At 62.3% G+C, this 23,890-nt stretch carries 21 protein-coding genes; 13 read left to right on the forward strand and 8 right to left on the reverse strand.

All coding sequences use genetic code 11. The annotated features are described in order from the left end of the window. Window positions 1–5: 5 nt before the first annotated feature. Together ribD and nrdR are read right to left on the reverse strand one after the other, a co-directional pair. A complete protein-coding gene (gene ribD / locus AC0Z4S_RS18985; protein ID WP_485624161.1) occupies window positions 6–1,139 on the reverse strand; it encodes a bifunctional diaminohydroxyphosphoribosylaminopyrimidine deaminase/5-amino-6-(5-phosphoribosylamino)uracil reductase RibD in 1,134 nt (377 codons plus the stop codon). After that, on the reverse strand, window positions 1,136–1,600 hold the full coding sequence (gene nrdR, locus AC0Z4S_RS18990; protein WP_485624163.1) for a transcriptional regulator NrdR: 465 nt from the start codon (window positions 1,598–1,600) through the stop codon (window positions 1,136–1,138). The genes ribD and nrdR overlap by 4 nt, the downstream gene beginning before the upstream one ends. 128 nt (window positions 1,601–1,728) lie before the next feature. Here nrdR and AC0Z4S_RS18995 point away from each other — a divergent pair, with 128 nt between their 5' ends. From AC0Z4S_RS18995 to trxA, 3 genes are all read left to right on the forward strand, one after another. Continuing rightward, complete coding sequence (locus AC0Z4S_RS18995; protein ID WP_123420068.1) at window positions 1,729–2,193, forward strand: YbaY family lipoprotein; 465 nt, start codon at window positions 1,729–1,731, stop codon at window positions 2,191–2,193. After that, window positions 2,190–2,846 carry a class I SAM-dependent methyltransferase gene (locus AC0Z4S_RS19000; protein WP_485624165.1) on the forward strand — a complete coding sequence of 219 codons (657 nt, stop codon included), beginning with the start codon at window positions 2,190–2,192 and terminating at the stop codon, window positions 2,844–2,846. Before AC0Z4S_RS18995 ends, AC0Z4S_RS19000 begins: the two co-directional genes overlap by 4 nt. A gap of 130 nt (window positions 2,847–2,976) precedes the next feature. Continuing rightward, window positions 2,977–3,849, forward strand: coding sequence for a thioredoxin (gene trxA, locus AC0Z4S_RS19005; protein ID WP_485624166.1), 873 nt, complete (start codon window positions 2,977–2,979; stop codon window positions 3,847–3,849). Between the two features lie 88 nt (window positions 3,850–3,937). Here the strand turns inward: trxA and AC0Z4S_RS19010 are convergent, their stop codons facing one another. Continuing rightward, a complete protein-coding gene (locus AC0Z4S_RS19010; RefSeq protein WP_485624168.1) occupies window positions 3,938–4,297 on the reverse strand; it encodes a hypothetical protein in 360 nt (119 codons plus the stop codon). 131 nt (window positions 4,298–4,428) lie between these two features. Between AC0Z4S_RS19010 and AC0Z4S_RS19015 the strand changes: the two genes are divergently transcribed. The 5 genes from AC0Z4S_RS19015 (at window position 4,429) to AC0Z4S_RS19035 (ending at window position 8,567) form a co-directional block, all read left to right on the forward strand. Further along, window positions 4,429–5,022, forward strand: coding sequence for a DUF2796 domain-containing protein (locus tag AC0Z4S_RS19015; protein ID WP_471878800.1), 594 nt, complete (start codon window positions 4,429–4,431; stop codon window positions 5,020–5,022). A 143-nt stretch (window positions 5,023–5,165) separates the two neighbouring features. Then, window positions 5,166–5,876, forward strand: a complete 711-nt coding sequence (locus tag AC0Z4S_RS19020; protein WP_485624170.1) for an ABC transporter ATP-binding protein — start codon at window positions 5,166–5,168, stop codon at window positions 5,874–5,876. A gap of 1 nt (window position 5,877) precedes the next feature. After that, window positions 5,878–7,143, forward strand: coding sequence for an ABC transporter permease (locus tag AC0Z4S_RS19025; RefSeq protein WP_129999715.1), 1,266 nt, complete (start codon window positions 5,878–5,880; stop codon window positions 7,141–7,143). 11 nt (window positions 7,144–7,154) lie between these two features. Then, window positions 7,155–7,673 carry a DUF3299 domain-containing protein gene (locus AC0Z4S_RS19030; RefSeq protein ID WP_024014502.1) on the forward strand — a complete coding sequence of 173 codons (519 nt, stop codon included), beginning with the start codon at window positions 7,155–7,157 and terminating at the stop codon, window positions 7,671–7,673. 195 nt (window positions 7,674–7,868) lie between these two features. Beyond that, on the forward strand, window positions 7,869–8,567 hold the full coding sequence (locus tag AC0Z4S_RS19035; protein ID WP_253496245.1) for an OmpW/AlkL family protein: 699 nt from the start codon (window positions 7,869–7,871) through the stop codon (window positions 8,565–8,567). Between the two features lie 358 nt (window positions 8,568–8,925). Here the strand turns inward: AC0Z4S_RS19035 and AC0Z4S_RS19040 are convergent, their stop codons facing one another. Both AC0Z4S_RS19040 and AC0Z4S_RS19045 read right to left on the reverse strand, forming a co-directional pair. After that, a complete protein-coding gene (locus AC0Z4S_RS19040; RefSeq protein WP_485624173.1) occupies window positions 8,926–9,858 on the reverse strand; it encodes an NAD-dependent epimerase/dehydratase family protein in 933 nt (310 codons plus the stop codon). Then, entirely contained in the window at window positions 9,851–10,735 is an 885-nt protein-coding gene (locus tag AC0Z4S_RS19045; protein WP_041477681.1) for a sugar nucleotide-binding protein, read from the reverse strand. Before AC0Z4S_RS19045 ends, AC0Z4S_RS19040 begins: the two co-directional genes overlap by 8 nt. A 276-nt stretch (window positions 10,736–11,011) precedes the next feature. Between AC0Z4S_RS19045 and AC0Z4S_RS19050 the strand changes: the two genes are divergently transcribed. Continuing rightward, entirely contained in the window at window positions 11,012–15,298 is a 4,287-nt protein-coding gene (locus AC0Z4S_RS19050; protein WP_485624175.1) for a DEAD/DEAH box helicase, read from the forward strand. A gap of 116 nt (window positions 15,299–15,414) precedes the next feature. Here AC0Z4S_RS19050 and AC0Z4S_RS19055 read toward each other — a convergent pair whose 3' ends face one another. Beyond that, window positions 15,415–17,517, reverse strand: coding sequence for a mechanosensitive ion channel domain-containing protein (locus AC0Z4S_RS19055; RefSeq protein ID WP_485624177.1), 2,103 nt, complete (start codon window positions 17,515–17,517; stop codon window positions 15,415–15,417). 389 nt (window positions 17,518–17,906) lie between these two features. Between AC0Z4S_RS19055 and AC0Z4S_RS19060 the strand changes: the two genes are divergently transcribed. The 4 genes from AC0Z4S_RS19060 to AC0Z4S_RS19075 are packed head-to-tail and all read left to right on the forward strand — an operon-like array spanning window position 17,907 to window position 21,884. Beyond that, window positions 17,907–18,833, forward strand: a complete 927-nt coding sequence (locus AC0Z4S_RS19060) for a DUF72 domain-containing protein (RefSeq protein WP_485624179.1) — start codon at window positions 17,907–17,909, stop codon at window positions 18,831–18,833. Continuing rightward, window positions 18,830–19,627 carry an endonuclease/exonuclease/phosphatase family protein gene (locus AC0Z4S_RS19065; protein ID WP_042610638.1) on the forward strand — a complete coding sequence of 266 codons (798 nt, stop codon included), beginning with the start codon at window positions 18,830–18,832 and terminating at the stop codon, window positions 19,625–19,627. The genes AC0Z4S_RS19060 and AC0Z4S_RS19065 overlap by 4 nt, the downstream gene beginning before the upstream one ends. Then, window positions 19,624–20,898 (forward strand): cardiolipin synthase ClsB, encoded by a 1,275-nt coding sequence (gene clsB, locus AC0Z4S_RS19070; RefSeq protein ID WP_485624181.1) that lies wholly within the window; start codon window positions 19,624–19,626, stop codon window positions 20,896–20,898. Before AC0Z4S_RS19065 ends, clsB begins: the two co-directional genes overlap by 4 nt. Further along, a complete protein-coding gene (locus AC0Z4S_RS19075; RefSeq protein ID WP_485624183.1) occupies window positions 20,895–21,884 on the forward strand; it encodes a lysylphosphatidylglycerol synthase domain-containing protein in 990 nt (329 codons plus the stop codon). Before clsB ends, AC0Z4S_RS19075 begins: the two co-directional genes overlap by 4 nt. Window positions 21,885–21,978: 94 nt before the next feature. Here AC0Z4S_RS19075 and AC0Z4S_RS19080 read toward each other — a convergent pair whose 3' ends face one another. Further along, on the reverse strand, window positions 21,979–22,734 hold the full coding sequence (locus tag AC0Z4S_RS19080) for an alpha/beta hydrolase family protein (protein WP_071173737.1): 756 nt from the start codon (window positions 22,732–22,734) through the stop codon (window positions 21,979–21,981). Next, on the reverse strand, window positions 22,724–23,833 hold the full coding sequence (locus tag AC0Z4S_RS19085) for a DUF3182 family protein (RefSeq protein WP_485624185.1): 1,110 nt from the start codon (window positions 23,831–23,833) through the stop codon (window positions 22,724–22,726). The genes AC0Z4S_RS19080 and AC0Z4S_RS19085 overlap by 11 nt, the downstream gene beginning before the upstream one ends. Between the last annotated feature and the right edge of the window lie 57 nt (window positions 23,834–23,890).

The raw sequence follows: 23,890 nt of genomic DNA on the forward strand, positions 1-23,890 counted from the left end.
GGGAATTATACGCGGGCTGAAGGGACAGGGATCGCAGTGACTCGCCAGTCATCGCCCACCGCGCGGATTTCAGTGATTTTCAGCTCCGGCGCGTCCTTCATCTGCGCCAGCGGCCAGTCGAGCAGCGGACGCGCCGTGGAGCCGAGGAATTTGCCGGCGATGAAGATCACGAATTCGTCGACCAGGCCGAGTTGCGCAAAGGCGCCGGCCAGACGCGGCCCAGCCTCGACCAGCACCTCGTTGGTGCCCCGGTTGGCCAGTTCGATCAGCAGTTGATGCAGATCGACCTGGCCGTCGTCACCCGGCACGATCAGGCATTCCGGGCCGTTGGCGTATTGCTCTTCGACCGCTACACAGGTGGCGACCAGCGCCGGCCCGGCCTTGAAGAACGGCGCATCCAGCGGCACCCGCAAACGGCCGTCGATCAACACGCGCAATGGCGGACGACTCATGGCCAGCGCAGTTTGTTCGCTGTCGAGACCGAGTTCGTCAGCGCGCACGGTCAGCCGTGCGCTATCGGCCAGCACCGTGTCGGCGCCGGTCAACACCACTGCCGCTTCTGCACGCAAACGCTGCACCGCAGAACGTGCCGCCGGGCCGGTGATCCACTGGCTCTCGCCGCTTTCCATCGCCGTGCGCCCGTCGAGGCTCATGGCCAACTTGACCCGCACGAACGGCAAGCCATGTTCCATGCGTTTCAGAAAACCTTGATTGAGCTTGCGCGCTTCAGCTTCCAGCACACCACTTTGCGTGGCGATACCGGCCTCGGCCAAGCGCTGCAAACCGCGCCCGGCGACTTGCGGATTGGGATCGCGCATCGCCGCCACGACCCGGGCAACGCCAGCAGTCACCAAGGCATCGGCACACGGCGGCGTGCGGCCATGGTGGCTGCAAGGTTCGAGGGTCACGTACGCCGTCGCGCCGCGGGCTTGCTCACCGGCGGCGCGCAGGGCGTGGACTTCGGCATGGGGTTCGCCGGCGCGCTCATGCCAGCCTTCACCGACAATCTGCCCGTCACGCACCAGCACGCAACCGACTCGTGGATTGGGATGAGTGGTGTAGTGGCCCTTGCGCGCCAGCTCCAGCGCGCGCGCCATGAAATGCGCGTCGAGGATCGCCTGCTCGGCGGCGGTGGTCATTCTTTCACCGGTTCGCGGGCGAGGCGGTCGATCTCTTCGCGGAATTCGTTGAGGTCCTGAAAGCGCTTGTACACCGAAGCGAAACGGATATAGGCGACCTCATCAAGCTTTTGCAGCTCGGCCATCACCAGTTCGCCGACCACGAGGGATTTGACCTCGCGCTCGCCGGTGGCGCGCAGCTTGTGCTTGATGTGGACCAGAGAGGATTCGAGGCGCTCGATGCTGACCGGACGTTTCTCCAGCGCGCGCTGCATGCCGGCGCGGAGTTTTTCTTCGTCGAACGGTTGGCGGCTGCCGTCGGTTTTGATCAGGCGCGGCAACACCAGTTCGGCCGTCTCGAATGTCGTGAAACGTTCGCCGCAGGCCAGGCATTCACGCCGGCGGCGCACCTGTTCGCCCTCGGCGACCAGACGCGAGTCGATGACCTTGGTGTCGTTGGCACCGCAGAAGGGACAGTGCATGGTGGCTGGCAACAAAAAATGGGAGGGCCATGGTAGCGCATCCCCGTGGCAAGACAAGCCATAGGCTTTGCGGTATACAGAACGGCATGATCGTCTGATCCATGGAATTCATTCTGCCGGAGCCTCCAATGCCGTTACGTCCGCTCGTTTTGCTCAGTCTTTTCAGCCTGCTGGTGGCCTGTGGCAGCGACGCACCCAAGCCGCAACCGCCGACGCCAGGCCCCGCGCCACAGCAGGCGCAGAAAAAAGCCAAAGAGGCCGCCGAACTCGGCCCGCTGCCGGCGCATCAGCGCGAATTGAGCGGCACCCTGCAAGGCGTGCCGGCCGGCGCCGAAGTCGAACTGGCGCTGCTGGTGATCGACGAAAAGGACCGCCCGCAGCAACTGCTCGCCAGTTCCAGCCTGATCGGCAACAACCAGATCCTGCCGTTTCACCTGCGTTTCAATCCCGAAGCGTTCCCAGTCGGCGCACGGGTTGAACTGCGTGGTCGCGCCAGCCAGTCCGGTCAATTGATCCTGCACCTGCCGTCGCAGACCATCACCCAACCGACCACCCAGGCGTTGGGCCAGCTGCAATTCGTCAAAGCGCCATGACGGCACCGCTCGACCTGCAACAGGCCTTGGGCGAATTGCTCGGCGACGCAAGACTGAAAGCCTGCGCGTTGCCGGGCACTGATTTGCAGCTGTGGCTGATCGACGGCGACAACATGGCCCGCGAGTTCAGTCAGGAAGAAACTCAGCGCATCCTGCACGAACCGCCGTACTGGAGTTTTTGCTGGGCCAGTGGTCTGGCGGTGGCGCGCTATCTGGCGGAGTTTCCCGAATGGGTTCGCGGCAAGCGCGTGCTGGATTTTGGCGCGGGCTCCGGCATCGCCGCGATTGCGGCGGTGAAGGCCGGGGCGCTGGAAGTGGTGGCTTGCGATCTCGATCCGTTGGCGATCGCCGCGTGCCGGGCGAATGCCGAGCTCAATGCTATGCAGATGAACTACTCGACGGATTTCTTTGCCGAGGCCGATCGCTTCGATCTGATCCTGGTCGCCGACGTGTTGTACGACCGGGCCAATCTGCCGCTGCTCGATGCGTTTCTCAGTCGAGGGCGCGAGGCGCTGGTGGCGGACTCGCGGGGGCGGGATTTTCGTCATCCGTTGTATGAGCGCATTGAAATGCTCGAGGCGATGACCTTGCCGGATCTGGCCGAGCCGGAAGAATTCAGACATGTCAGCCTCTACCATGCGCGGCGTGATTGACGCCGCCAAAAGATCGCAGCCTTCGTCAGCTCCTACTCTCGATCGCGTACCCCTGTAGGAGCTGCCGAAGGCTGCGATCTTTTGCGCCACCCCTTATAGTGCGGTCATTGACGCTTAGAGAGATCCCCCCATGAGTCAGCAAACGCCGTACATCTTCGACGCCACGACTGCCGATTTCGACCAGTCGGTGATCGAAGCCTCCTTCAACAAACCGGTGCTGGTGGACTTCTGGGCCGAATGGTGTGCGCCGTGCAAGGCGCTGATGCCGATGCTGCAAGGCATTGCCGAGAGCTATCAGGGCGAGTTGCTGCTGGCCAAGGTCAACTGCGACATCGAGCAGGACATCGTCGCCCGCTTCGGCATTCGCAGCCTGCCGACCGTGGTGCTGTTCAAGGACGGTCAGCCGGTCGATGGTTTTGCCGGCGCTCAACCGGAATCTGCCGTGCGCGCCTTGCTTGAACCGCATGTGCAGATGCCCCCGCCAGCCGCTGCCGACCCGTTCGAACAGGCTCAGGCGATGTTCGACGACGGTCGCTTCGCCGAGGCCGAAGCGACGCTGGTGACCCTGCTCAATGAAGACAATACCAACGCCAGGGCGCTGATCCTTTACGCCCGCTGCCTGACCGAACGCGGTGAGCTGGGCGAAGCGCAAACCGTGCTCGACGCGGTCAAGAGCGATGAGCACAAAGCCGCACTCGCCGGGGCCAAGGCGCAGATCCAGTTCCTCGGCCTCGCCCGCGATCTGCCGGACGCCGCTGACCTGAAGAGTCGCCTGGCGCAAAATCCGCAGGATGATGAAGCGGTGTATCAACTGGCGATCCAGCAACTGGCGCGCCAGCAATACGAAGCGGCGCTGGACGCCTTGCTCAAACTGTTCATCCGCAACCGCAGCTACGGCGAAGGCCTGCCGCACAAGACCTTGCTGCAGGTGTTCGAGCTGCTGGGCAATGATCATCCGCTGGTGACGGTGTACCGCCGCAAGATGTTTGCTGCGCTTTATTAAGATCAAAAGATCGCAGCCTTCGGCAGCTCCTACAGGGGTGTACTCCATTCCAATGTAGGAGCTGCCGCAGGCTGCGATCTTTTGCGGTTCACTCGATCCAGCTGTAGAGCGGCGTATCCCCGCCGCTCACCACTTTCACGTCCGCACTGTGGCGCAGGCGCACCAGCAAACGCTTGCCCGCCGCAGCACTGCCGGTCAGCGCTTCCAACTGATCGAGCAGATCCGGCCCGCTGAGTTGCCCGGCCTTGCGCAACAAGTCTTTGGCCACCTGCCACAACGCATCGTCCTGATTCACCGGCTTCGCCGCCGGAGCCGGCGCATCCGCCTCAGACTGCGCAACCGGCGCCTGCCCGCTCAGCGCCGAACCGAGCCTGGCCCAATCGCTGTCATCCAGTTCCACCGTCAAATCCACCGACACCTCGCCGACCGTTCCGCGTATCCGCAACATGAAGTTCGCTCCTGCACTTTTCTGGCCTGCATGCTCCCACGGGACTTGTGCAACGCCAAGCGCACGGGCACACTCTGCGCACTTTCGTTATAAGATTACATAACAAACTTTTCATTTTTTCGGAGTTCGTCATGCGTCGTTTGCTGCTTGCTTTGCCGTTTGCCCTGTTGCCGCTGGCCGCTGCCCATGCGGTTGATGAGCATGATCACGATCATGAGCACGGCAGCCTCGGCGCCCACGAGCATGGCGTGGGTCGCCTGAATGCCGCGCTCGACGGTCAGACCCTGGAGCTGGAGCTGGAAAGCCCGGCGATGAATCTGGTGGGTTTTGAACACGCGGCCACGTCGGACGCCGACAAGGCCAAAGTCGCCGCCGCTCGTGCGCAACTGGAAAAACCGCTGGCCCTTTTCAGCCTGCCCGCTGCGGCCGGTTGCAAAGTGGTCAGCCAGGAACTGGAAAGCCCGCTGTTCGGCGACAAGCCGGACACCGATGATCACGACGAAGATGAAGCGGACAAGGACGGTCACGAGCATCATCACGACCACAGCGAAATTCATGCGCATTACCAGCTCTCCTGCGCCACACCGGGTGCGCTGAACACGCTGAATCTGGCGAACATCTTCAAGACCTTCCCGGCGACGCAGAAGATTCAGGTACAACTGATCAGCGCAACCGGCCAGCAAGGCACGGAAGTGACGGCGAAATCGGCTGCGCTGAAATTCTGAAGCGAATGAAGAGCCTCTGTAGGAGCTGACGAGTGCAACGAGGCTGCGATCTTTTGATTGTAAAAAACCAGGATCAAAAGATCGCAGCCTCGTTGCACTCGTCAGCTCCTACAAGGCCCATGACCAACCATGAAATCGGTGCCATGACCCAAGCACTCATCGAACTTTCCGACCTTGGCTTCAACTGGCCCGGTCACCCGACGCTGCTGGACATCCCGGCGTTTCGTCTGGAAGCCGGCGAAACCCTGTTTCTCAAAGGCCCCAGCGGCAGTGGCAAGACCACGCTGCTCGGCCTGCTTGGCGGGGTGCAGAAGCCCGGTCGCGGCAGCATTCGCCTGCTCGGCCAGGAGCTGACCGAGCTTTCTGCCGGCAAGCGCGATACGTTTCGTGTCGATCACACTGGCTACATTTTCCAGCAATTCAATCTGCTGCCGTTTCTCTCGGTGCGCGAGAACGTTGAGTTGCCGTGTCACTTCTCGAAACTGCGCGCGCAACGGGCGAAACAGCGCCACGGCAGCGTCGATCAAGCCGCCGCCACCCTGCTCGCGCACCTGGGCCTGAAGGATGAAAGCCTGCTCGGTCGCCGCGCCGATTCCTTGTCCATCGGCCAGCAGCAGCGCGTCGCCGCTGCCCGGGCGTTGATAGGCCAACCGGAACTGGTGATTGCCGACGAACCGACCTCGGCGCTGGATTACGACGCCCGCGAGAACTTCATTCGCCTGCTGTTCGCCGAATGCCGCGAGGCCGGATCGAGTCTGTTGTTCGTCAGCCACGACCAGAGCCTGGCGCCGCTGTTCGACCGTCATCTGTCCCTGGCCGAACTCAATCGCGCCGCCACGTCTGCCGAGGTCTGAGATGTATCTGTTTCGTCTGGCCATGGCCAGCCTGGCCAACCGCCGTTTCACAGCCCTGCTCACCGCTTTCGCCATCGCTCTTTCGGTGTGCCTGCTGCTGGCCGTCGAGCGCGTGCGCACCGAAGCCAAAGCCAGTTTCGCCAGCACCATCAGCGGCACCGACCTGATCGTCGGCGCTCGCTCCGGCTCGGTAAACCTGCTGTTGTATTCGGTGTTTCGCATCGGCAACGCCACCAACAACATTCGCTGGGACAGCTTCGAACACTTCGCCAGCAACCCGAAAGTGAAGTGGGCGATCCCCATGTCCCTCGGCGATTCCCATCGCGGCTATCGCGTGATGGGCACCACCGAAGCCTATTTCGAGCACTACCAGTACGGGCGCCAGCAACACCTGGCGCTGGCAGACGGACGTGCGTTTGCCACTGATCCTTTCGAAGTGGTGCTCGGTGCCGAGGTCGCCGAAGCGCTGCATTACAAGCTCGGCGACAAACTGGTGCTGGCCCACGGCGTGGCGGCGATCAGTCTGGTCAAGCACGACGACAAACCGTTCACCGTGGTCGGCATTCTCCAGCGCACCGGCACGCCGGTCGATCGCACGCTGCACATCAGCCTCGGCGGCATGGAGGCGATTCACATCGACTGGCACAACGGTGTGCCAGCGCGCGGCAACGGCAGGATCAGCGCTGATCAGGCGCGCAACATGGACCTGACGCCGCAAGCGATCACCGCGTTCATGCTCGGTCTCAACAGCAAGATCTCCACCTTTGCGTTGCAACGCGAGATCAACGAATACCGCGGCGAGCCGATGCTGGCGATCCTGCCGGGCGTGGCCTTGCAGGAATTGTGGAGCCTGATGAGCACGGCCGAAAAAGCGCTGTTCGTGGTCTCGCTGTTCGTTGTGCTGACCGGGTTGATCGGCATGCTCACGGCGATTCTCACCAGCCTCAACGAGCGCCGCCGCGAGATGGCGATTCTGCGTTCGGTGGGCGCGCGACCGTGGCACATCGCAAGTCTGCTGGTGCTGGAAGCTTTCGCCCTGGCGCTGACCGGGGTGATTGCCGGGCTGGCGTTGCTGTACGTCGGCATCGCCGCTGCGCAAGGTTACGTGCAGGCCAATTACGGTTTGTACCTGCCGCTGGCGTGGCCAAGCGAGTATGAATGGACGCTGCTCGGTGGCATTCTGGCGGCCGCGCTGCTGATGGGCAGCGTGCCGGCCTGGCGCGCGTATCGCCAATCCCTGGCCGATGGCCTGTCGATTCGTTTATGAGGATGTTCACCATGCCCCGCGCCCTCCTTGCGCTGCTGATGCTGGTTGCCCTGCCTGTGTGGGCAGCAGCGCCGAAAGACCTGACCTGGTCGGAAATGATCCCGCCGGACGCGGCACCGGAAGTACCGAACATGACCCCACTGCACGACCTGTCGAAGATGGGCGACGCACTCTCAGCCGAGTCCGCGCCAGCGGCCAAGCAGGACATGCCGAATGCACCGGTGGTGAAGAGCCTCGACGGGCAGAATATTCGCCTGCCGGGTTACATCGTGCCGCTGGAAGTCAGCGAAGAGGGGCGCACCACGGACTTCTTGTTGGTGCCGTACTTCGGCGCCTGCATCCACGTACCGCCACCGCCGTCGAACCAGATCGTGCATGTGAAAAGCGAACTGGGCGTGAAGCTCGATGAGCTGTATCAGCCGTACTGGGTTGAAGGACCGTTACAGGTGAAGGCATCCAGCAGTGAACTGGCCGATGCCGGGTATCAGATGGAGGCGGAGAAGATTTATGCGTATGAGCTGCCGGAGTAGACTCCGGTAGATTTCAAGATCAAAAGATCGCAGCCTTCGGCAGCTCCTACATGGGATCGCATTTCAACTGTGGGAGCTGCCGAAGGCTGCGATCTTTTTGGGCGCATCACTGTTTCATTGAGCTGAGTCAAAACACCGTATCAGACGGCTTCGTACCCTTGGACATCGAATATTTTCATGTCTTTCGGAGCCCCCATGAACAAGTCCTTGCTCAGCGCCTCGCTGTTTGCCCTCGCGCTCACAGCCCCGCTCGCCCACGCCCACGAAGCCGGTGACATTCTTGTGCGCGCCGGCGCGATCACCGTCAACCCGAAGGCCGACAGCTCCAGCGTCAAGGTCGATCAGGGCCCACTGAGCGGCGCCAACCTGGGCGGCAAGGCGACCATGAGCAGCGACACCCAACTGGGTCTGAACTTCGCTTACATGCTCACTAACAACATCGGTATCGAGCTGCTGGCGGCCACGCCGTTCGAGCATGACGTCAAGCTCAAGGGCACCGCCCTGCCCGCCGCCAATGGCAAGCTCGGCACCCTGAAACACCTGCCGCCGACCCTCAGCGTCGTCTACTACCCACTGGATTCGAAATCGCCGTTCCAGCCCTATGTCGGCGGCGGCATCAACTACACCTGGATCTACGACGAACACGTCGGCAGCGAAGCCAGCGCCAACGGCTTCAGCAACTTCAAGGCGAAAAACTCCTGGGGCCTGGCCTGGCAGGTCGGCGCCGACTACATGATCACCGACAACATCATGCTCAACGCCCAGGTGCGCTACATCGATATCGACACCCGCGCGACCGTCGAGAACAACGCCGTCGCACCCGGCACCCGTGCACGGGTGAATGTCGATGTCGATCCGTTCATCTACATGGTCGGTCTGGGCTATAAGTTCTAAGTCGATTTTTAACCGAACGTTCACGTGGTGGTGAATGAGGCTTGGTGGCGGGCAGGCACAGACCTGACGACGACCGTACGCAGTTGATCGGGGGATAAGATTCCCTCGTCACAGGGATAGCGATATTCCGGCCGTGAAAAAGGCGCCTGTTGCAGGGCGCCTTTTTCATTTGGTGCTGAGTCGTGTGGTGGGTTCGAGATCGGGGCCCCTCACCCCAGCCCTCTCCCGAGGGAGAGGGAGCCGATTTGTGTGTTGTTCAAAACCTGAGTTCGGCTCGGTATTTCAGGTCGGCGTATTTCGCCCAGTCACCCTGGTCAGTCCCCTCTCCCTTTGGGAGAGGGTTAGGGTGAGGGCTTTATCAGGCACGCCCGAGCAAGCGCGCCAAGCCCACACTCATTGGCGTCTGCGACGGCATTTCAAAGCGCTGCAGCAAACGCCGGTTATCCGCCCGTGAGTGGCGGATATCGCCCGAACGCGCCGGCCCGTAGCTCACGGGCGGCAGTTCACCGACCACCGATTTCAACGCTTCGAGCATCTGCTTGAGGCTCATCGCCTGATTCCAGCCAACGTTGACCGCGCCTTCCTGCACCTCAGGCTTTTCCAGCGCCTGCACCAGCAAATCGACCAGATCACCGACATAGAGGAAATCCCGAGTCTGCTCGCCATCGCCAAACACGGTAATCGGCAAACCTTTGGAGGCGCGTTCGCTGAAGATGCTGATCACCCCGGAGTACGGCGAGGACGGATCCTGGCGTGGGCCAAAGATATTGAAGAAGCGAAAAATCGCCGGCTCGAGGCCATGCTGGCGACGGTAAAAATCGAAGTACTGCTCACCGGCCAGTTTGTCCGACGCATACGGTGTCAGTGGCGCCTTCGGGGTGTCTTCATCGATCGACTCGCCCTCGCCATTGTTGCCATACACCGCCGCGCTGGAGGCATACACCACACGCTTGACCCCGGCCAGGCGCATGGCTTCGCAGACATTCAGGGTGCCGATGAAATTGCTCTGGTGGGTTTTCACCGGATCGTCCACCGAGGCCTGCACCGAGGCCACCGCCGCCAGATGCGCAACAGCGCTGCAACCTTGCATGGCGCGGGCGACCAATGTGGCGTCGGCAACATCACCGACCACCAGTTCGACCCTGGGATTGTCCAGCGGCAGATTGCTGCGTTTGCCGGTCGACAGGTCGTCGAGCACCCGGACCGAATAGCCCTTGGCAAGCAAGGCATCGGTGAGGTGCGAACCGATGAATCCGGCTCCGCCAGTGATTAAAACCGTTCCTTCAGCCATGTCGGTAGAACCTGTCCAGTAAGCCCGGGAGTGCGGCACGCCAGGCGCGCGGCTTGATCCCGAAAGTGTGGAGAATTTTCTTGCAGGCCAGCACCGCGTGTTGTGGCTCTTCGGCAGCGTCCGGTCGCGCGGCGTGTGCCTGCGCGGTCGGTGCTTCGATCGCTAGCGGATGCAGGCTGCGTGCTTCGGTGAGAATCGCCTGGCCCAGCGCCAGCGGCGTGGTCGCTTCGTGGCCGGCGTAATGATAAGTGCCCCACAGCGGCGCGGCGCAGTCGAGTTGTTTGAGCACGGAAATGATCACCCGCGCGGCGTCATCGACCGGCGTCGGATTACCGCGACGATCATCGGCCAGCAGCAACTCTTCTGGTTTTTCCGCACGAGCGAGGAAGCGTCCGAGAGTGCCGTCCGGGCTGTCGTCGAGCAGCCAGCCAAAGCGCAGCAGCACATGTTGCGGGCAGGTTGCGCGAACGCTTTGTTCGATGCGCCACAAGGCCTGACCGCGCAGGCCCAGCGGCACCGGTTCGTCTTTTTCGCTGTAGGCCGTGGCCCGCGAGCCATCGAATACGCGATAGCTGGATGGTTGCACAAGGACGATGTTGTGGTGCTGGCACAGTTCGGCCAAACGCTCGATGGCGCGTTCCTGGCCGGTCATGCGGCTTTCGCTCACACTCTCGGCCTGGAACCAGTCGAAATAGTAGGCGAGGTTGATCAACGCATCGGGACGGGTGTCGTCGAGCAGTTGTGTGAGGCTCGCGGCATCCCAGCCGTTTTCGGGCGGGCGGGGGGCGAGGAAACCGATGTCTTCTTCCGCACCGAGGCGAATCAGCGCCTGCCCAAGGGCATTTCCGCCGCCCAGTAACATAAGGCGCATTCGCATAGAGTCAGCAGGCCCAGTCTGATTGGAACGATGGCTTTGACGACGGCACGCATGGCGCCGTGGTCGATCATTGCCGGAATCGTTGCATTTTGCGGGTTTAGTGCGCAACCGTCATCCGTAAAGTGCAGATCCGCGAATTTGCGGCGTCCCGACCGGCCCCTTCGCGAGCAGGCTCGCTCCCACAGGGGACCGGGTTCCAAGGTGGGAGCGAGCCTGCTCGCGATGGGATCCGAACGGTACTTGCATCTTCCCGCCCTCGCCCGCATAACTTCTGTCATGAATCTGCCCCTCCCCGCCGACAGCGCTCTGGCCGGTTTCCACCCCGCCGTCAGCGCCTGGTTCAGCAAGACTTTCCCGGCGGTCACCGCCGCTCAGGCCCGTGCGTGGCCGTTGATCCGCCAGCGCCGGTCGACGCTGATCGCGGCGCCCACGGGCTCGGGGAAAACCCTGACCGCGTTCCTCGCCGTGCTCGATGAGCTTGTCCATCGCGGTCTGGAACACCCCGACGGCCTGCCCGCCGAAACCCTGGTGGTCTACGTCTCGCCGTTGAAAGCCCTGTCCAACGACATCCAGATCAATCTGCAGAATCCGCTCGCCGGCATCACCGCGCAATTGCGCGAAATGGGCCTGCCCGAGCTGACCATCACCACCGCCGTACGCACCGGCGACACGCCGCAGAAAGACCGCGCCGCCATGCGCAAGACCGCGCCGCACATACTGGTGACCACGCCGGAATCGCTGTACGTGCTGCTCGGCTCGGAATCCGGGCGCAAGATGCTCGGCACCACGCGTACGGTGATCATCGACGAAATCCATGCCATGGCCGCCGGCAAGCGCGGCAGTCATCTGTCCTTGAGCCTGGAGCGTTTGCAAGCTCTCTGCGCCGAGCCGCTGACCCGGATCGGCCTGTCCGCCACGCAGAAACCGGTGGAGGCGGTGGCGCAGTTTCTGGTCGGTCATGATCGCCCCTGCGAAATCGTCGACATCGGCCACGCCCGCCCTCGGGATCTGGGCATCGAAGTGCCGCCGGTGCCGTTGTCGGCGGTGATGGCCACCGATGTCTGGGGCTTGGTGTATGACCGCCTCGCCGAACTTGCTCGCGAGCACCGCACCACACTGATTTTCGTCAACACCCGACGCCTCGCCGAACGCCTCAGCCGGCATCTGAGCGAACGTCTCGGCAAGCAGGCGGTGGCGGCGCACCATGGCAGCCTGGCCAAGGAATTTCGCCTCGACGCCGAACAACGGCTCAAGCGCGGCGAGCTGCAAGTGTTGATCGCCACCGCGTCGCTGGAGTTGGGCATCGATATTGGCGAAGTCGATCTGGTCTGCCAGATCAGTTCGCCACGTTCGATTGCCGCGTTTCTGCAACGGGTCGGCCGCTCCGGGCACCAGGTCGGCGGCACGCCCAAGGGCCGTCTGTTCGCCACCACCCGCGATGACCTGATCGAGTGCGCCGCCCTGCTCGACTGCGTGCGCCGGGGCGAGCTCGATATGCTGCACATCCCGGAAAAACCGCTCGACGTGCTGGCGCAGCAGATCATTGCCGAAGTCAGTTGTCAGGAATGGTCAGAGGATGCCTTGTTGGCGATGTTCCGCCGTGCCTGGCCTTACCGCGATGTCGATGAAAAACACTATCAGGCCCTGCTGAGCATGCTCGCCGAAGGTTACAACGGTCGCCAGGGCATCCGCAGCTCCTACCTGCACCGCGACGCCGTCAGCCGCACTTTGCGCGGCCGGCGTGGCGCGCAGCTGACCGCCGTGACCAGTGGCGGGACCATTCCGGACAACGCCGACTACAGCGTGCTGCTCGAACCGCAGGGCTTGAACATCGGCAGCGTCAACGAAGATTTCGCGGTGGAAAGTATCGCCGGCGATGTGTTCCAGCTCGGCAACACCTCATACCGCATTTTGCGGGTAGAAAGCGGCAAGGTCCGCGTTGAGGACGCGCAAGGCATGCCGCCGACCATTCCGTTCTGGCTCGGCGAAGCGCCGGGGCGCAGCGACGAACTGTCGGCCGCCGTCGCGCGTCTGCAAGGGCAGCTGGATGAGCTGCTCAGCGCCAGCCCCGGCAATCTGCAACCGGCGCTCGACTGGCTGACCGCGACACTTGGCCTCAACCTCGCCAGCGCCGAGCAACTGGTCGAATATCTGGCCCGCGCGCGGCAAACCCTCGGCGCCCTGCCCTCGCAGGACACGCTGTTGATGGAGCGGTTTTTCGACGAGTCCGGCGGCACCCAACTGATCATCCACACGCCGTTCGGCAGCCGTATCAACCGCGCCTGGGGCCTGGCCTTGCGCAAGCGTTTCTGCCGCACCTTCAACTTTGAATTGCAGGCCGCCGCCAGCGAAGACGCGATCGTGCTGTCGCTGTCCACCAGCCACAGTTTCGAGCTCGACGAAGTCTGGCGTTACCTGCACAGTAATAGCGCCGAACACACGCTCATCCAAGCGGTGCTCGATGCGCCGTTATTCGGCGTGCGCTGGCGCTGGAATGCCGGGGTGGCTCTGGCGTTGCCGCGCTTTACCGGCGGACGCAAAGTCGCTCCGCAACTGCAAAGGATGAAAAGCGAAGACCTGATCGCCAGCGTGTTTCCCGACCAGATCGCCTGCCTGGAAAACCTCGCCGGCGAGCGCGAAGTCCCCGAGCATCCGCTGGTGGAACAGACCCTTGACGATTGCCTGCACGAAGCGATGGACAGCGAAGGCTGGCTGACCCTGCTGCGGCGCATGGAGCGTGGCGAGGTGCGCCTGATCGCCCGTGATTTGCCGGCACCGTCGCCACTGGCGGCAGAAATCCTCAGCGCCCGGCCGTACACGTTTCTCGACGACGCGCCGCTTGAGGAACGCCGCACCCAAGCGGTGATCAACCGGCGCTGGAGCGATCCGCAATCGACCGACGACCTCGGCGCGCTGGACGCCGATGCGATCACCGCCGTGCGCGAAGAAGCCTGGCCGTCGCCCAACTCCCTGGATGAAATGCACGAAGCGCTGATGAGCCTCGCCTGCATCAGCGACGCCGAAGCCCGCGCCAACGCGGGTTGGCCGGACTGGCTGCAAACGCTGATGGCCAGCGGCCGCGCCTGCCTGTTGCAGATCGACACCGAGCATCAGTTATGGCTGGCTCGTGAACGCCTGAGTTGCCTGCAGGCACTTTATCCACAGGCCACGTTGCAGACCGCCGCTGTGGCGCTGCCTGGATTCGACGACGCATGGACACTTGATGAGGCGCTGGTCGAAGTGATTCGCGCCCGCCTCGGCGCCTTTGGGCCGATCCCGTTGCCCGCCATCGCCGAACCGCTCGCCCTGCCAGCCGCGCAAGTCAATCAGGCCCTCGCGCAACTGGAGCGTGAGGGCTATGTGTTGCGCGGCCAGTTCACGCCGAACAGCGCGATTGAAGAATGGTGCGAACGCCATCTGCTGGCGCGCATCCATCGCTACACGGTCAAGCGCCTGCGCCGGGAAATCGAACCGGTGGCGTTGCAGGATTTCATGCGTTTTCTGTTCGACTGGCAGCATCTGACACCGGCCACCCAAGGTCAGGGCAGCGCGGTGTTACCGGCCATTGTCGGCCAGTTCGAAGGTTACCCGGCGGCCGCTTCGGCCTGGGACAGCGACATCCTGCCGGCGCGCCTGAAGGACTATTCGCCGAGCTGGCTGGATGAGCTGTGCCGCAACGGCAAACTGGTGTGGACGCGCATCAGTGCGCGGCAGAAAGTCAGTGGCTCGGCGTTGCGCAGTACGCCGATTGTGCTGCTGCCGCGCAGTCAGGTGGGTTTGTGGAGTGCGCTGGCTGAGCAGACGCCAGTCAGTGAGTTATCACCGAAAACGCAAAAAGTCTTCGAAGCACTGAGTCAGCACGGCGCACTGTTTTTTGATGAGCTGATTCACGAAGCGCGCCTGCTGCGCAGCGAACTGGAAATCGCCCTGCAGGAACTGGTCGCCGCCGGGCTGGTGAACGCCGACAGCTTCGCCGGCCTGCGCGCGCTGATCACCCCGGCAAGCAAGCGTCAGCAGCGCAGCAGTCGGCGCGGACGCGGCGCGTTTATCGGCGGTATGGACGATGCCGGGCGCTGGGCACTGCTGCGCCGCGGATCAACCGTGGATGCGGCCGAGACGCTCGAACATGTGGCAATGACCCTGCTGCGCCGCTACGGCGTGGTGTTCTGGCGCTTGCTGGAACGCGAAGCGGACTGGCTGCCGAGCTGGCGCGAATTGCTGCGTACTTTTCATCGCCTGGAAGCCCGGGGCGAGATTCGTGGCGGACGGTTTGTCAGTGGTCTGGCGGGCGAGCAATTTGCGCTGCCGGAGGCGATTCCCTTACTGCGTGAAGTACGCCGGCGGCCGCAGGACGGCAGCCTGGTGGCGGTGTGTGGGGTTGATCCGCTGAATCTGGCGGGGACGTTGTTGCCCGGGGTGAAAGTGCCGGCGCTGGTGAGTAATCGGCTGGTGTATCGCGATGGGATTCCAGTGGCCGCGATGGTTGCAGGCAAGCCGCAGGTTTGGGTAGAGGCGGATCAGGTGGCCATGGAGCAGATAGGCCGGAAGTTGATCCGCAATTGATGTCGGTCGATCTGGCGTCTTCGCGAGCAGGCTCGCTCCCACAGTTCTATCCCGTTCCCCCTGTGGGAGCGAGCCTGCTCGCGAAAGCGCCGGCACTGTCTCCACACAAACAGGCGTCAGCTCCGCGACTCCTGCGGCATCTCAGCCGCCACCACCGCCCCCTCCTGCTGCCGCTTCGGCAACAGCACCTGCTGTGGATAAGTCTGCGCAAAATGCACATTCGCGGTGTTATCCACAAGCTTCTTCAGGCGCTGGTTGAACGCGCGGCTCACCGCATACTGCCCACCGGACACCGTGCGGAATTGCGCCGTCAGCACCACGCCATTGAGGTCCATCCTGTCCACCCCGAACACATCCAGCGGCCCTTGCAGGTTGTACTTGAGGAACGGGTCTTCGCGGATCGAATCACCGGCCTCGCGGATCAGCTCGATGGCCTTGTCGACATCGGTGTCGTAGGTGAACTGCACCGAGAAAAACGCAAAAGCGAACTGCCGCGATTGGTTGGTCACAGCCTTGATCTGCCCAAACGGCACCGAATGCACAAAGCCCTTGCCGTCACGCAGGCGCAGGGTGCGAATGGTCAGGCCTTCCACGGTGCCGGCATGGCCGGAATCGAGCACCACCCAGTCGCCGATCGACAGGGTGTCTTCGATGATGATGAACAGCCCGGTGATCACATCCTGCACCAGTTGCTGCGAACCGAAACCGATGGCCAGACCGACCACACCGGCACCAGCCAGGAGCGGCGCGACGTTGATGCCGAGATTGGCCATGGTGGTAATCGCGCAGATCACCACCAAGATGATTTTGATCGCATTGCGCAGCAACGGCAGGATGGTTTTCACGCGCGTGCTCGGCTGGCGCGCTGCGCGTTTGCTGACCGGGGGTTTCAGCGCTTCCTGAATCGCCGTATCGAGCACCACCCACAGCAGCCACGTCACCAGGAAGATCAGCCCAATGCTGCTCAAGGCATTGCTGATCGCTCGGCCGACCGTGCTGCTCTGGGCGAAATCGAGCAACGACACGCCCCAGATCCGCCCGAGAATATCGATGAACACAATTGCCATGACGATGCGCAGCAACGCATGCAACAGGCTGAGAAAGCGTTCCTTGTAGGCACTGCTGCGCTGCAGCGCCTCGGCTTTGCGCGACTTGAACAGGTGCTGCAATACGGTGCTGAGAAACACCGTGGCAATCAGCAACACGGTGGTGAACAAGGCGCATCTCAGGGCTTTCTGATTGTCCTCGCCGATGCCGATCAGACTGACCGCCGAAACCAGCACCATCAGCACGATCGGCCAGTACCACAGCCCGGAAAATATCCGCAGCGACTCTTGCAGCGACGGTTGTTTCAAACGCTGGGTCAACGGGCGATTACGGATCAGATGCGCCACCGGCCGGCGCAGGCGAATCACCAGCAAACCGAAGATGACCGAGGCGATCAGCCCGGTGAACACGGCGATACTGCTGGTGATATTGCCGCCCAGTTGCCGGGCGATCTGCGGGCTGGTCAGGGCATCGCTGAGGGCGGCGAGAAAGCCGATCAGGAACAACGGTCGCGGGCAGTATTCACGGATGATCCGCGCGGCGGCGCGCTTGTGCCCAACGTTGAACATCACCACGACGCACAACAACATCGACGTGGAAAAAATGCCGCTGCTGGTGGCGTAGGCCAGACACAGCGCCAGCGCGCGCCCCACCGAACCTTGCAGAAAATGGCTGACATACAGCGTCAGCGGCAGGCAGATCAGTGCCGGCACGGTGTACGGCAGCACGTAGCCGAGCAGGTCCTGACTGCGCTGGCGAGTGCGCAACCAGCGGCCCTCGCGCAGACGCTTGGCCAGCAGACTGCCAAGCACGGTCAACAGGGCGAAACTGCCCAGCCACACACCCGACAGCGTGAGGAAATCCCCGGCCACGCTCCAGCCCGAGCGGTTCGACGGCTGCTTGACCAGCCGATCGACTTCATCCGCCGCACGGTCGGCGCGCAGACGCCAAGCGTCGACCAGATGTTCGTTGAGGTCAAGTTTGTCCTGCACATCGTCGATGCTCGTACTGATCGCCCCGAGCAGACCGCCCTGCACCAGCGGTTCGGGTTCGGCGGGTTTCTCCGCCGAGTCGGCGGGAGCCGGAACGCCCGGTAGCGCGGCGGCGTGCGATGTGTTGACGCCGAAGCACAACAGCGCTCCCAGCAGTATGGCGATCCTGAAATTGCGCAAAACTCCGATCTCCCGTGGCTGAACAACCTGTAAGGAACTGATCGGTAATTGCGCGGCAAGTTCAAGAGCCCCCTCACCCCAGCCCTCTCCCCCAGGAGAGGGAGCCGACCGAGTTGCATGACCAAACTCACCAACTGCACGTCTTGAGTCGAACTCAAGTCCTAAAGACCATGAAGATCTGCTCCCTTCACAGTCGTACGCGATTTCAGGAGACATGAAGATCTGCTCCCTTCCCCCTCGCCCCCTTGGGGGAGAGGGTTGGGGTGAGGGGGTAAGCTCTTGATCTTCGCTTCACCCGCGACCGTCCGTAACACCACCGAAACTTTCCCGCCCCCGCCGCAGTCATCACAGAACAACGGCAACACGAGGACTTTCTACGGGAGGATGGGATGGCGACGATTCACATCGGTATTTCAGGCTGGCGCTACGCCCCGTGGCGCGGGGATTTCTACCCGAAGGGACTGGCGCAGAAGCGCGAATTGCAGTTCGCCTCCCGCGCGGTCAACAGCATTGAAATCAATGGATCGTTCTACGCCCTGCAACGTCCCGAACGTTATGCCCAGTGGTACGCCGAAACCCCCGATGACTTCGTCTTCAGCGTCAAGGCGCCGCGCTTCATCACCCACGTGCGACGCTTGCGCGAAATCGAAAAACCTCTGGCGAATTTCTTTGCCTCAGGCGTGCTGGAGCTGAAGGAAAAACTCGGGCCGATCCTTTGGCAGTTTCCGCCGAACTTCAAATTCGACGCCGAGCGCTTCGACCAGTTTCTCGCGCAACTGCCCCACGATACCCAGGCCGCAGCCGCCCTCGCCCGCCAGCACGATTCGCATCTGCCCGGCCACGCCAGCGTCAAAGCCTGGCGCAAAAAGCCGCTGCGCCATGCGGTGGAAATCCGTCATGAAAGTTTCATCGACACGGAATTCGTGCGCCTCTTGAAGCGCCATAACGTTGCACTGGTGGTCGCCGACACCGCCGGCAAATGGCCGTACCGCGAAGACCTCACCAGCGACTTCGTCTATCTGCGCCTGCACGGTGCTGAAGAGCTCTACGCCAGCGGCTACTCCGAACAGGCGCTCAAGCGTTGGGCCGAGCGCATCGACGCCTGGCATCACGGCAAACAGCCGGAGGACGCACATCTGATCGCCCCACGCCTGAAACCCCGCGCCCGCAAATCCCGCGAAGTGTTCTGCTACTTCGACAACGACATCAAAGTCCGCGCGCCCTACGACGCACGCAATCTGTTGCAGCGCTTCGACCTCGACAAAGACCTCGCCACAACTCCCGGGCAAGTCGCCGCTGAAGGAGTTTTGTCATGAGCATTCCCGAACCGGTCGGTTTCACCGACGAAGGCTCCGTGGTCTCACCCTCGGTGCGTACCTTCACTGTCCTGACGGTCAACACCCACAAGGGCTTCACCGCCCTGAATCGGCGTTTCATTCTCCCTGAGCTGCGCGAAGCGGTGCGCAGCGTCGCCGCCGACGTGGTGTTTCTGCAGGAAGTGCACGGCACCCACGAGCAGCATCCGAAACGCTACGACAACTGGCCGACCATGCCACAGTACGAATTTCTCGCCGACAGCCTCTGGCCGCAGTTCGCCTACGGGCGCAACGCGGTGTACCCGGCGGGCGACCACGGCAATGCGCTGCTGTCGAAATTCCAGATCATCCGTCACGACAACCTCGACGTGTCGATCAGCGGCCATGAAAACCGTGGCCTGCTGCATTGCGTGCTGCGCCTGCCTGGAGATGGCACCGAGGTGCATGCGATCTGCGTGCATCTGGGCCTGCGCGAAAGCCATCGCAACGCCCAGCTGGATCTGCTGCTGCAACGACTCGCCGAATTGCCCGCCGATGCGCCGGTGATCGTCGCCGGCGATTTCAATGACTGGCGCCAGCGTGCAGATGCGCAGCTCAAGCCCTGTGGCCTGCGCGAAGTATTCGCTGAACATCACGGCAAACCGGCGCGCAGCTTTCCGGCGCGATTGCCGGCGCTGCGGCTCGACCGCATCTACGTGCGCAACCTCAAGGCCAGCCGGCCGAAAGTTTTGACCAACCGGCCCTGGTCGCACCTTTCCGACCACGCACCGTTATCGGTGGAGATTGAACTATGAACAGTGCGCCACTGGAAAAATCCGCCGTCGAACCGGTCACGCTGAACCCGCCGGTGCGCGAGCCCGGCCACGTTGACGTCGAGTATCAATGGCACAGCAACAACCGCGTAGAGCTGCTGGAAAACGGCGAGGAATATTTCCCCCGCGTGTTTGAAGCGATGCGCGCGGCCAAGAGCGAAATCCTGCTGGAGACCTTCATCGTCTTCGAAGACAAGGTCGGCGCCGAGCTGCAGCAAATCCTCATCGATGCCGCCCAGCGTGGCGTGCGCACCACGGTCAGCCTCGACGGCTTCGGCTGCGGCGAGCTGAGCACCGGCTATCTGTCGGCACTGAGCGATGCCGGCGTGCATCTGCAAATCTTCGATCCGGCGCCAAAGCATTTGGGCATCCGCACCAACTGGTTCCGCCGTCTGCATCGCAAAATCGTGGTGGTCGACGGTTTGATCGCGTTTATTGGCGGGATCAATTTTTCCGGCGATCACCTGGCTGATTTCGGTCCAGAAGCCAAGCAGGATTATTCGGTGGAGATCCAGGGCCCGGTGGTCGCCGATATCCATCACTTTGCCCTGCTGCAGAGCGGCCGTCCGGGCCGCGCGCGGTTCTGGTGGCAGCGCCGGCGCCAGCGTTTGGCGGACATGGCTTTCACCGAACACGACGGCCAGGTACGGCTGGTATTCCGCGATAACGACCAACACAACACCGACATCGAAGACGTCTACCTGCAGGTGCTGCGCAAGGCCAAGCGCCGGGTGATCATCGCCAACGCCTACTTCTTCCCCGGTTACCGTTTGCTGCGCGAGATCCGCAATGCCGCGCGCCGTGGCGTCGAGGTGCGGCTGATCCTGCAAGGCCAGCCGGACATGCTCGTAGCAAAACTGGCGGCGCGCATGACCTACGATTACCTGCTGCGCGCCGGCGTGCAGATTCACGAATACTGCCAGCGCCCGCTGCACGGCAAAGTCGCGCTGGTCGACGATGACTGGAGCACCGTGGGCTCGAGCAATCTCGACCCGCTGAGCCTGTCGCTGAACCTGGAAGCCAACGTGCTGATCCGCGACCGCGCCTTCAATCAGCATCTGTACGAACGCCTTGAAGACCTCAGCCAGAACCACTGCAAGGCCATGGACGCCAAACTTTTGCCGCGCGGGCGCATCTGGCACATGACCGTGGGTTTTCTGGTCTTCCACTTTCTGCGGCACTTCCCGGCCATGGCCGGTTGGCTGCCGGCGCATAAACCGCGTCTGAAGCCTTTTCGAGGTGCCCGTCCATGAGTCATTCCGAAGTCCATTCCACTAGCCATTCGGCACAAGCGGCGCCGTCGAAATGGAGCCGCTGGAAACGTCCGCTGACCATCCTGTTTTTCCTCGCGCTGATCGTCCTGCTGACGATGTTCGCCACGCGCATCGAATGGGCCGAGGTGCTGGAGACTCTCGCCGATTTCAAGGTGCGCACGCTGATCATCGCCGCCAGCCTGACCTTGCTGAGTTTTCTGGTGTACGCCAGTTTCGACCTGATCGGCCGCACCTACATCCGTCAGGACCTGACCTGGAAGCAGATCCTGCCGGTGGGCATTATCAGCTACGCCTTCAACCTCAACCTCAGCGCCTGGGTCGGCGGCATCGCCATGCGTTATCGGCTGTATTCCCGGCTTGGCGTGAGCAAGGGCAACATCGCCAAGATTCTCGGCCTGAGCCTGGCAACCAACTGGTTCGGCTACATGACCATCGCCGGCGTAGTGTTCAGCAGCGGTCTGGTGCGCATGCCGCCAGGCTGGAAACTCAGCAGTGACGCGCTGCAACTGGTGGGTGTGTTGTTGCTGTTGCTCAGCGCTGGATATCTGGCGGCATGCCAGTTTTCCAAACGCCGCGAGTGGTCGATCCGCGGCGTGGAAATCAACCTGCCGTCGCTGCGCATGGCGATCCTGCAATTGCTGTTGGGTGCGTTGAACTGGTCGCTGATGGCGGCGGTGATCTTCACTTTGCTGCCGAGCAAACTGGATTACCCGCTGGTGCTGGGCGTGCTGTTGATCAGCGCGATTGCCGGGGTCATTACGCATATTCCGGCGGGGCTGGGTGTGCTGGAAGCGGTGTTCGTTGCGCTACTGCAACACGAGGCTTCGCGCGGCAGTCTGGTGGCGGGACTGCTGGCGTATCGGGCGATTTATTTTCTGTTGCCGCTGTTGATTACGGTGGTGATGTATCTGGTGGTGGAGGCGAAGGCCAAGGCGTTGCGGATCGAGAAGAAACCCACACACTAGAATCAAGATCAAAAGATCGCAGCCTTCGGCAGCTCCTACATTTGGAATGCAATCTCCCTGTAGGAGCTGCCGAAGGCTGCGATCTTTTGATTTTTCAGGATTGGATAATGCTCAACCGCTCCCCCACCACCATCTCGGTAATCCAGTCCACCAGAATTGACGTATAAGCCTGCTGCGACACCGGATCACTCAATGCGTGATCGGCGCCATCGATGATCCGGTGCGTCAATGAATGTGTCTGCTGACAGGCCGCGCGATAACTCATGATAGTTGCGTGGGGCACGAAGTCGTCGGTTTCCGATTCCACCAGCAGCACGTCGCCAGTGAATTGCGAGCAGGCATGCAGGGCACGATTACTGTCGGCGCGCACCAGAGTGCCGCGATAGTCGCGCAGGTCGGCCTTGTCCAGATCGCGCTTGGGCGTGTGCCATTGTTCGTCGCGGTACAGCGCCGGCACACGCAGCGCCAGCCAGCGCACCGGGCGCAATGACGTCAGGATCGAGGCAAGATAACCGCCATAACTGGTGCCGACCACGGCGATCGCCGAGGTGTCGAGGGCCGGGTGCGCCAGCAGGCGATCATAGGCCGCCAGCAGGTCACGCAGATTGTCTTCACGGGTCACCCGGGTCAGCGGAATTCCGGTCCCGCCGGTATGCCCGCGCAGGTCGAAGGTCAGGCACACACAACCCAGGCCGGCGATGCCTTTGGCCCGTTCCAGATCGCGCTCCTGACTGCCGCCCCAACCGTGCACGAACAACACCCCCGGGACTTTCGATTTGGGACTGAGAAAAGTCCCGCTCATCTGTTCGTCATCGATGTCGATTTGAATGCTTTCGCTTCTAGCCGTCATAGGATTTGACCGTTACGTATTTGAGAAGAAACGCGCTGTTTTCCGCCGGGCCGCGATAGACCTCGATGGCGTCCGCCGGCAGCGCCTGATCGATATAGGTTTCCACCGACGACACGCGGATGGCGCGCATCTGTGGATCGTTGACGAAACTTTGCAGCGCGGCCACTTCAGCACTGCTCGCGCCGCCCATGCGCCAGGATTGTTCGAGCACGCCGCTGCGCTGGTTGCCGTCGGCATCCAGGCCCTGGGCGATATCGTAATTGCGTCGCGAGGCAAAGAAGCGTGGGTAGGCTTCGTCGGCGGCGCTGTCGAACACCTGCGCCTGTTCGATGGCCAGGCGCACATCATCGGGCAGATCCAGCGCGAGCAACGCGTCATAGCCGCCCTGCACCACCAGCAGGTTCGAACCGCCGTAGACCTCTTCGCCCTGGCCGTCCTCGGTCAGGTATTGATCACCGCAGTAGCTCAAAACCTTACCGCCGATGAAGGACTGGCCGACGCTATGGGTGACGACGTTGCTCAAGTCCTGCTCCAGCACCACGCCTTCGCTGAACATTTTTTCTGCCTCGGGGCGGGCGAGGATTTCATCGAACGCATCAAGGCTTTTAATCACTTCCTGTCCGCGACCGGCGCAGGCGTGAATCGGCTTCAAGCGAATCGGCCCGGCGTACAGCAGATGCTCGGCGGCGGGCCGCGCATCTTCCAGGGCGAATACGCTGAGACCGTCGAGCACAACGTTGCGCACCCGCTCCGAGAACAGCGGCGACCAGCCCTGCGGCGCCTGCGCCAGATGACTGCGCAAACCGTGACTGATGGCTTTGGTGCAGATGAAATCGTATTCGACGTAGCCGCCCCATAAATCATCAGGGCCTGTGATGCCCAGCGTTTGAGCATGGGCGGCGCCGACGATGGTCTGCGTCGGGAGCAGGTAGAGTTCGCGGCCCTGATGTTTGGCCGGGTCGTAACTGCCGCCGAATTTGCAGCCGAGAATCTGCGCCAGCCAGCGCGCCAGGGCCTTATTGGTCTCGACTTCATGTTGCGGCGCCTCGGCACGCACCGAATGGGCCACGACGATTTTCTTGCTGGGTGTCGGGGTCATGCGTTCCCCTTGCATCAGTCGATGGGTTCACTCAGGGAAATTGCAGAGATCAGGCCA

It is taken from the genome of Pseudomonas sp. 1L-B-1-E-C1 (assembly GCF_057291835.1).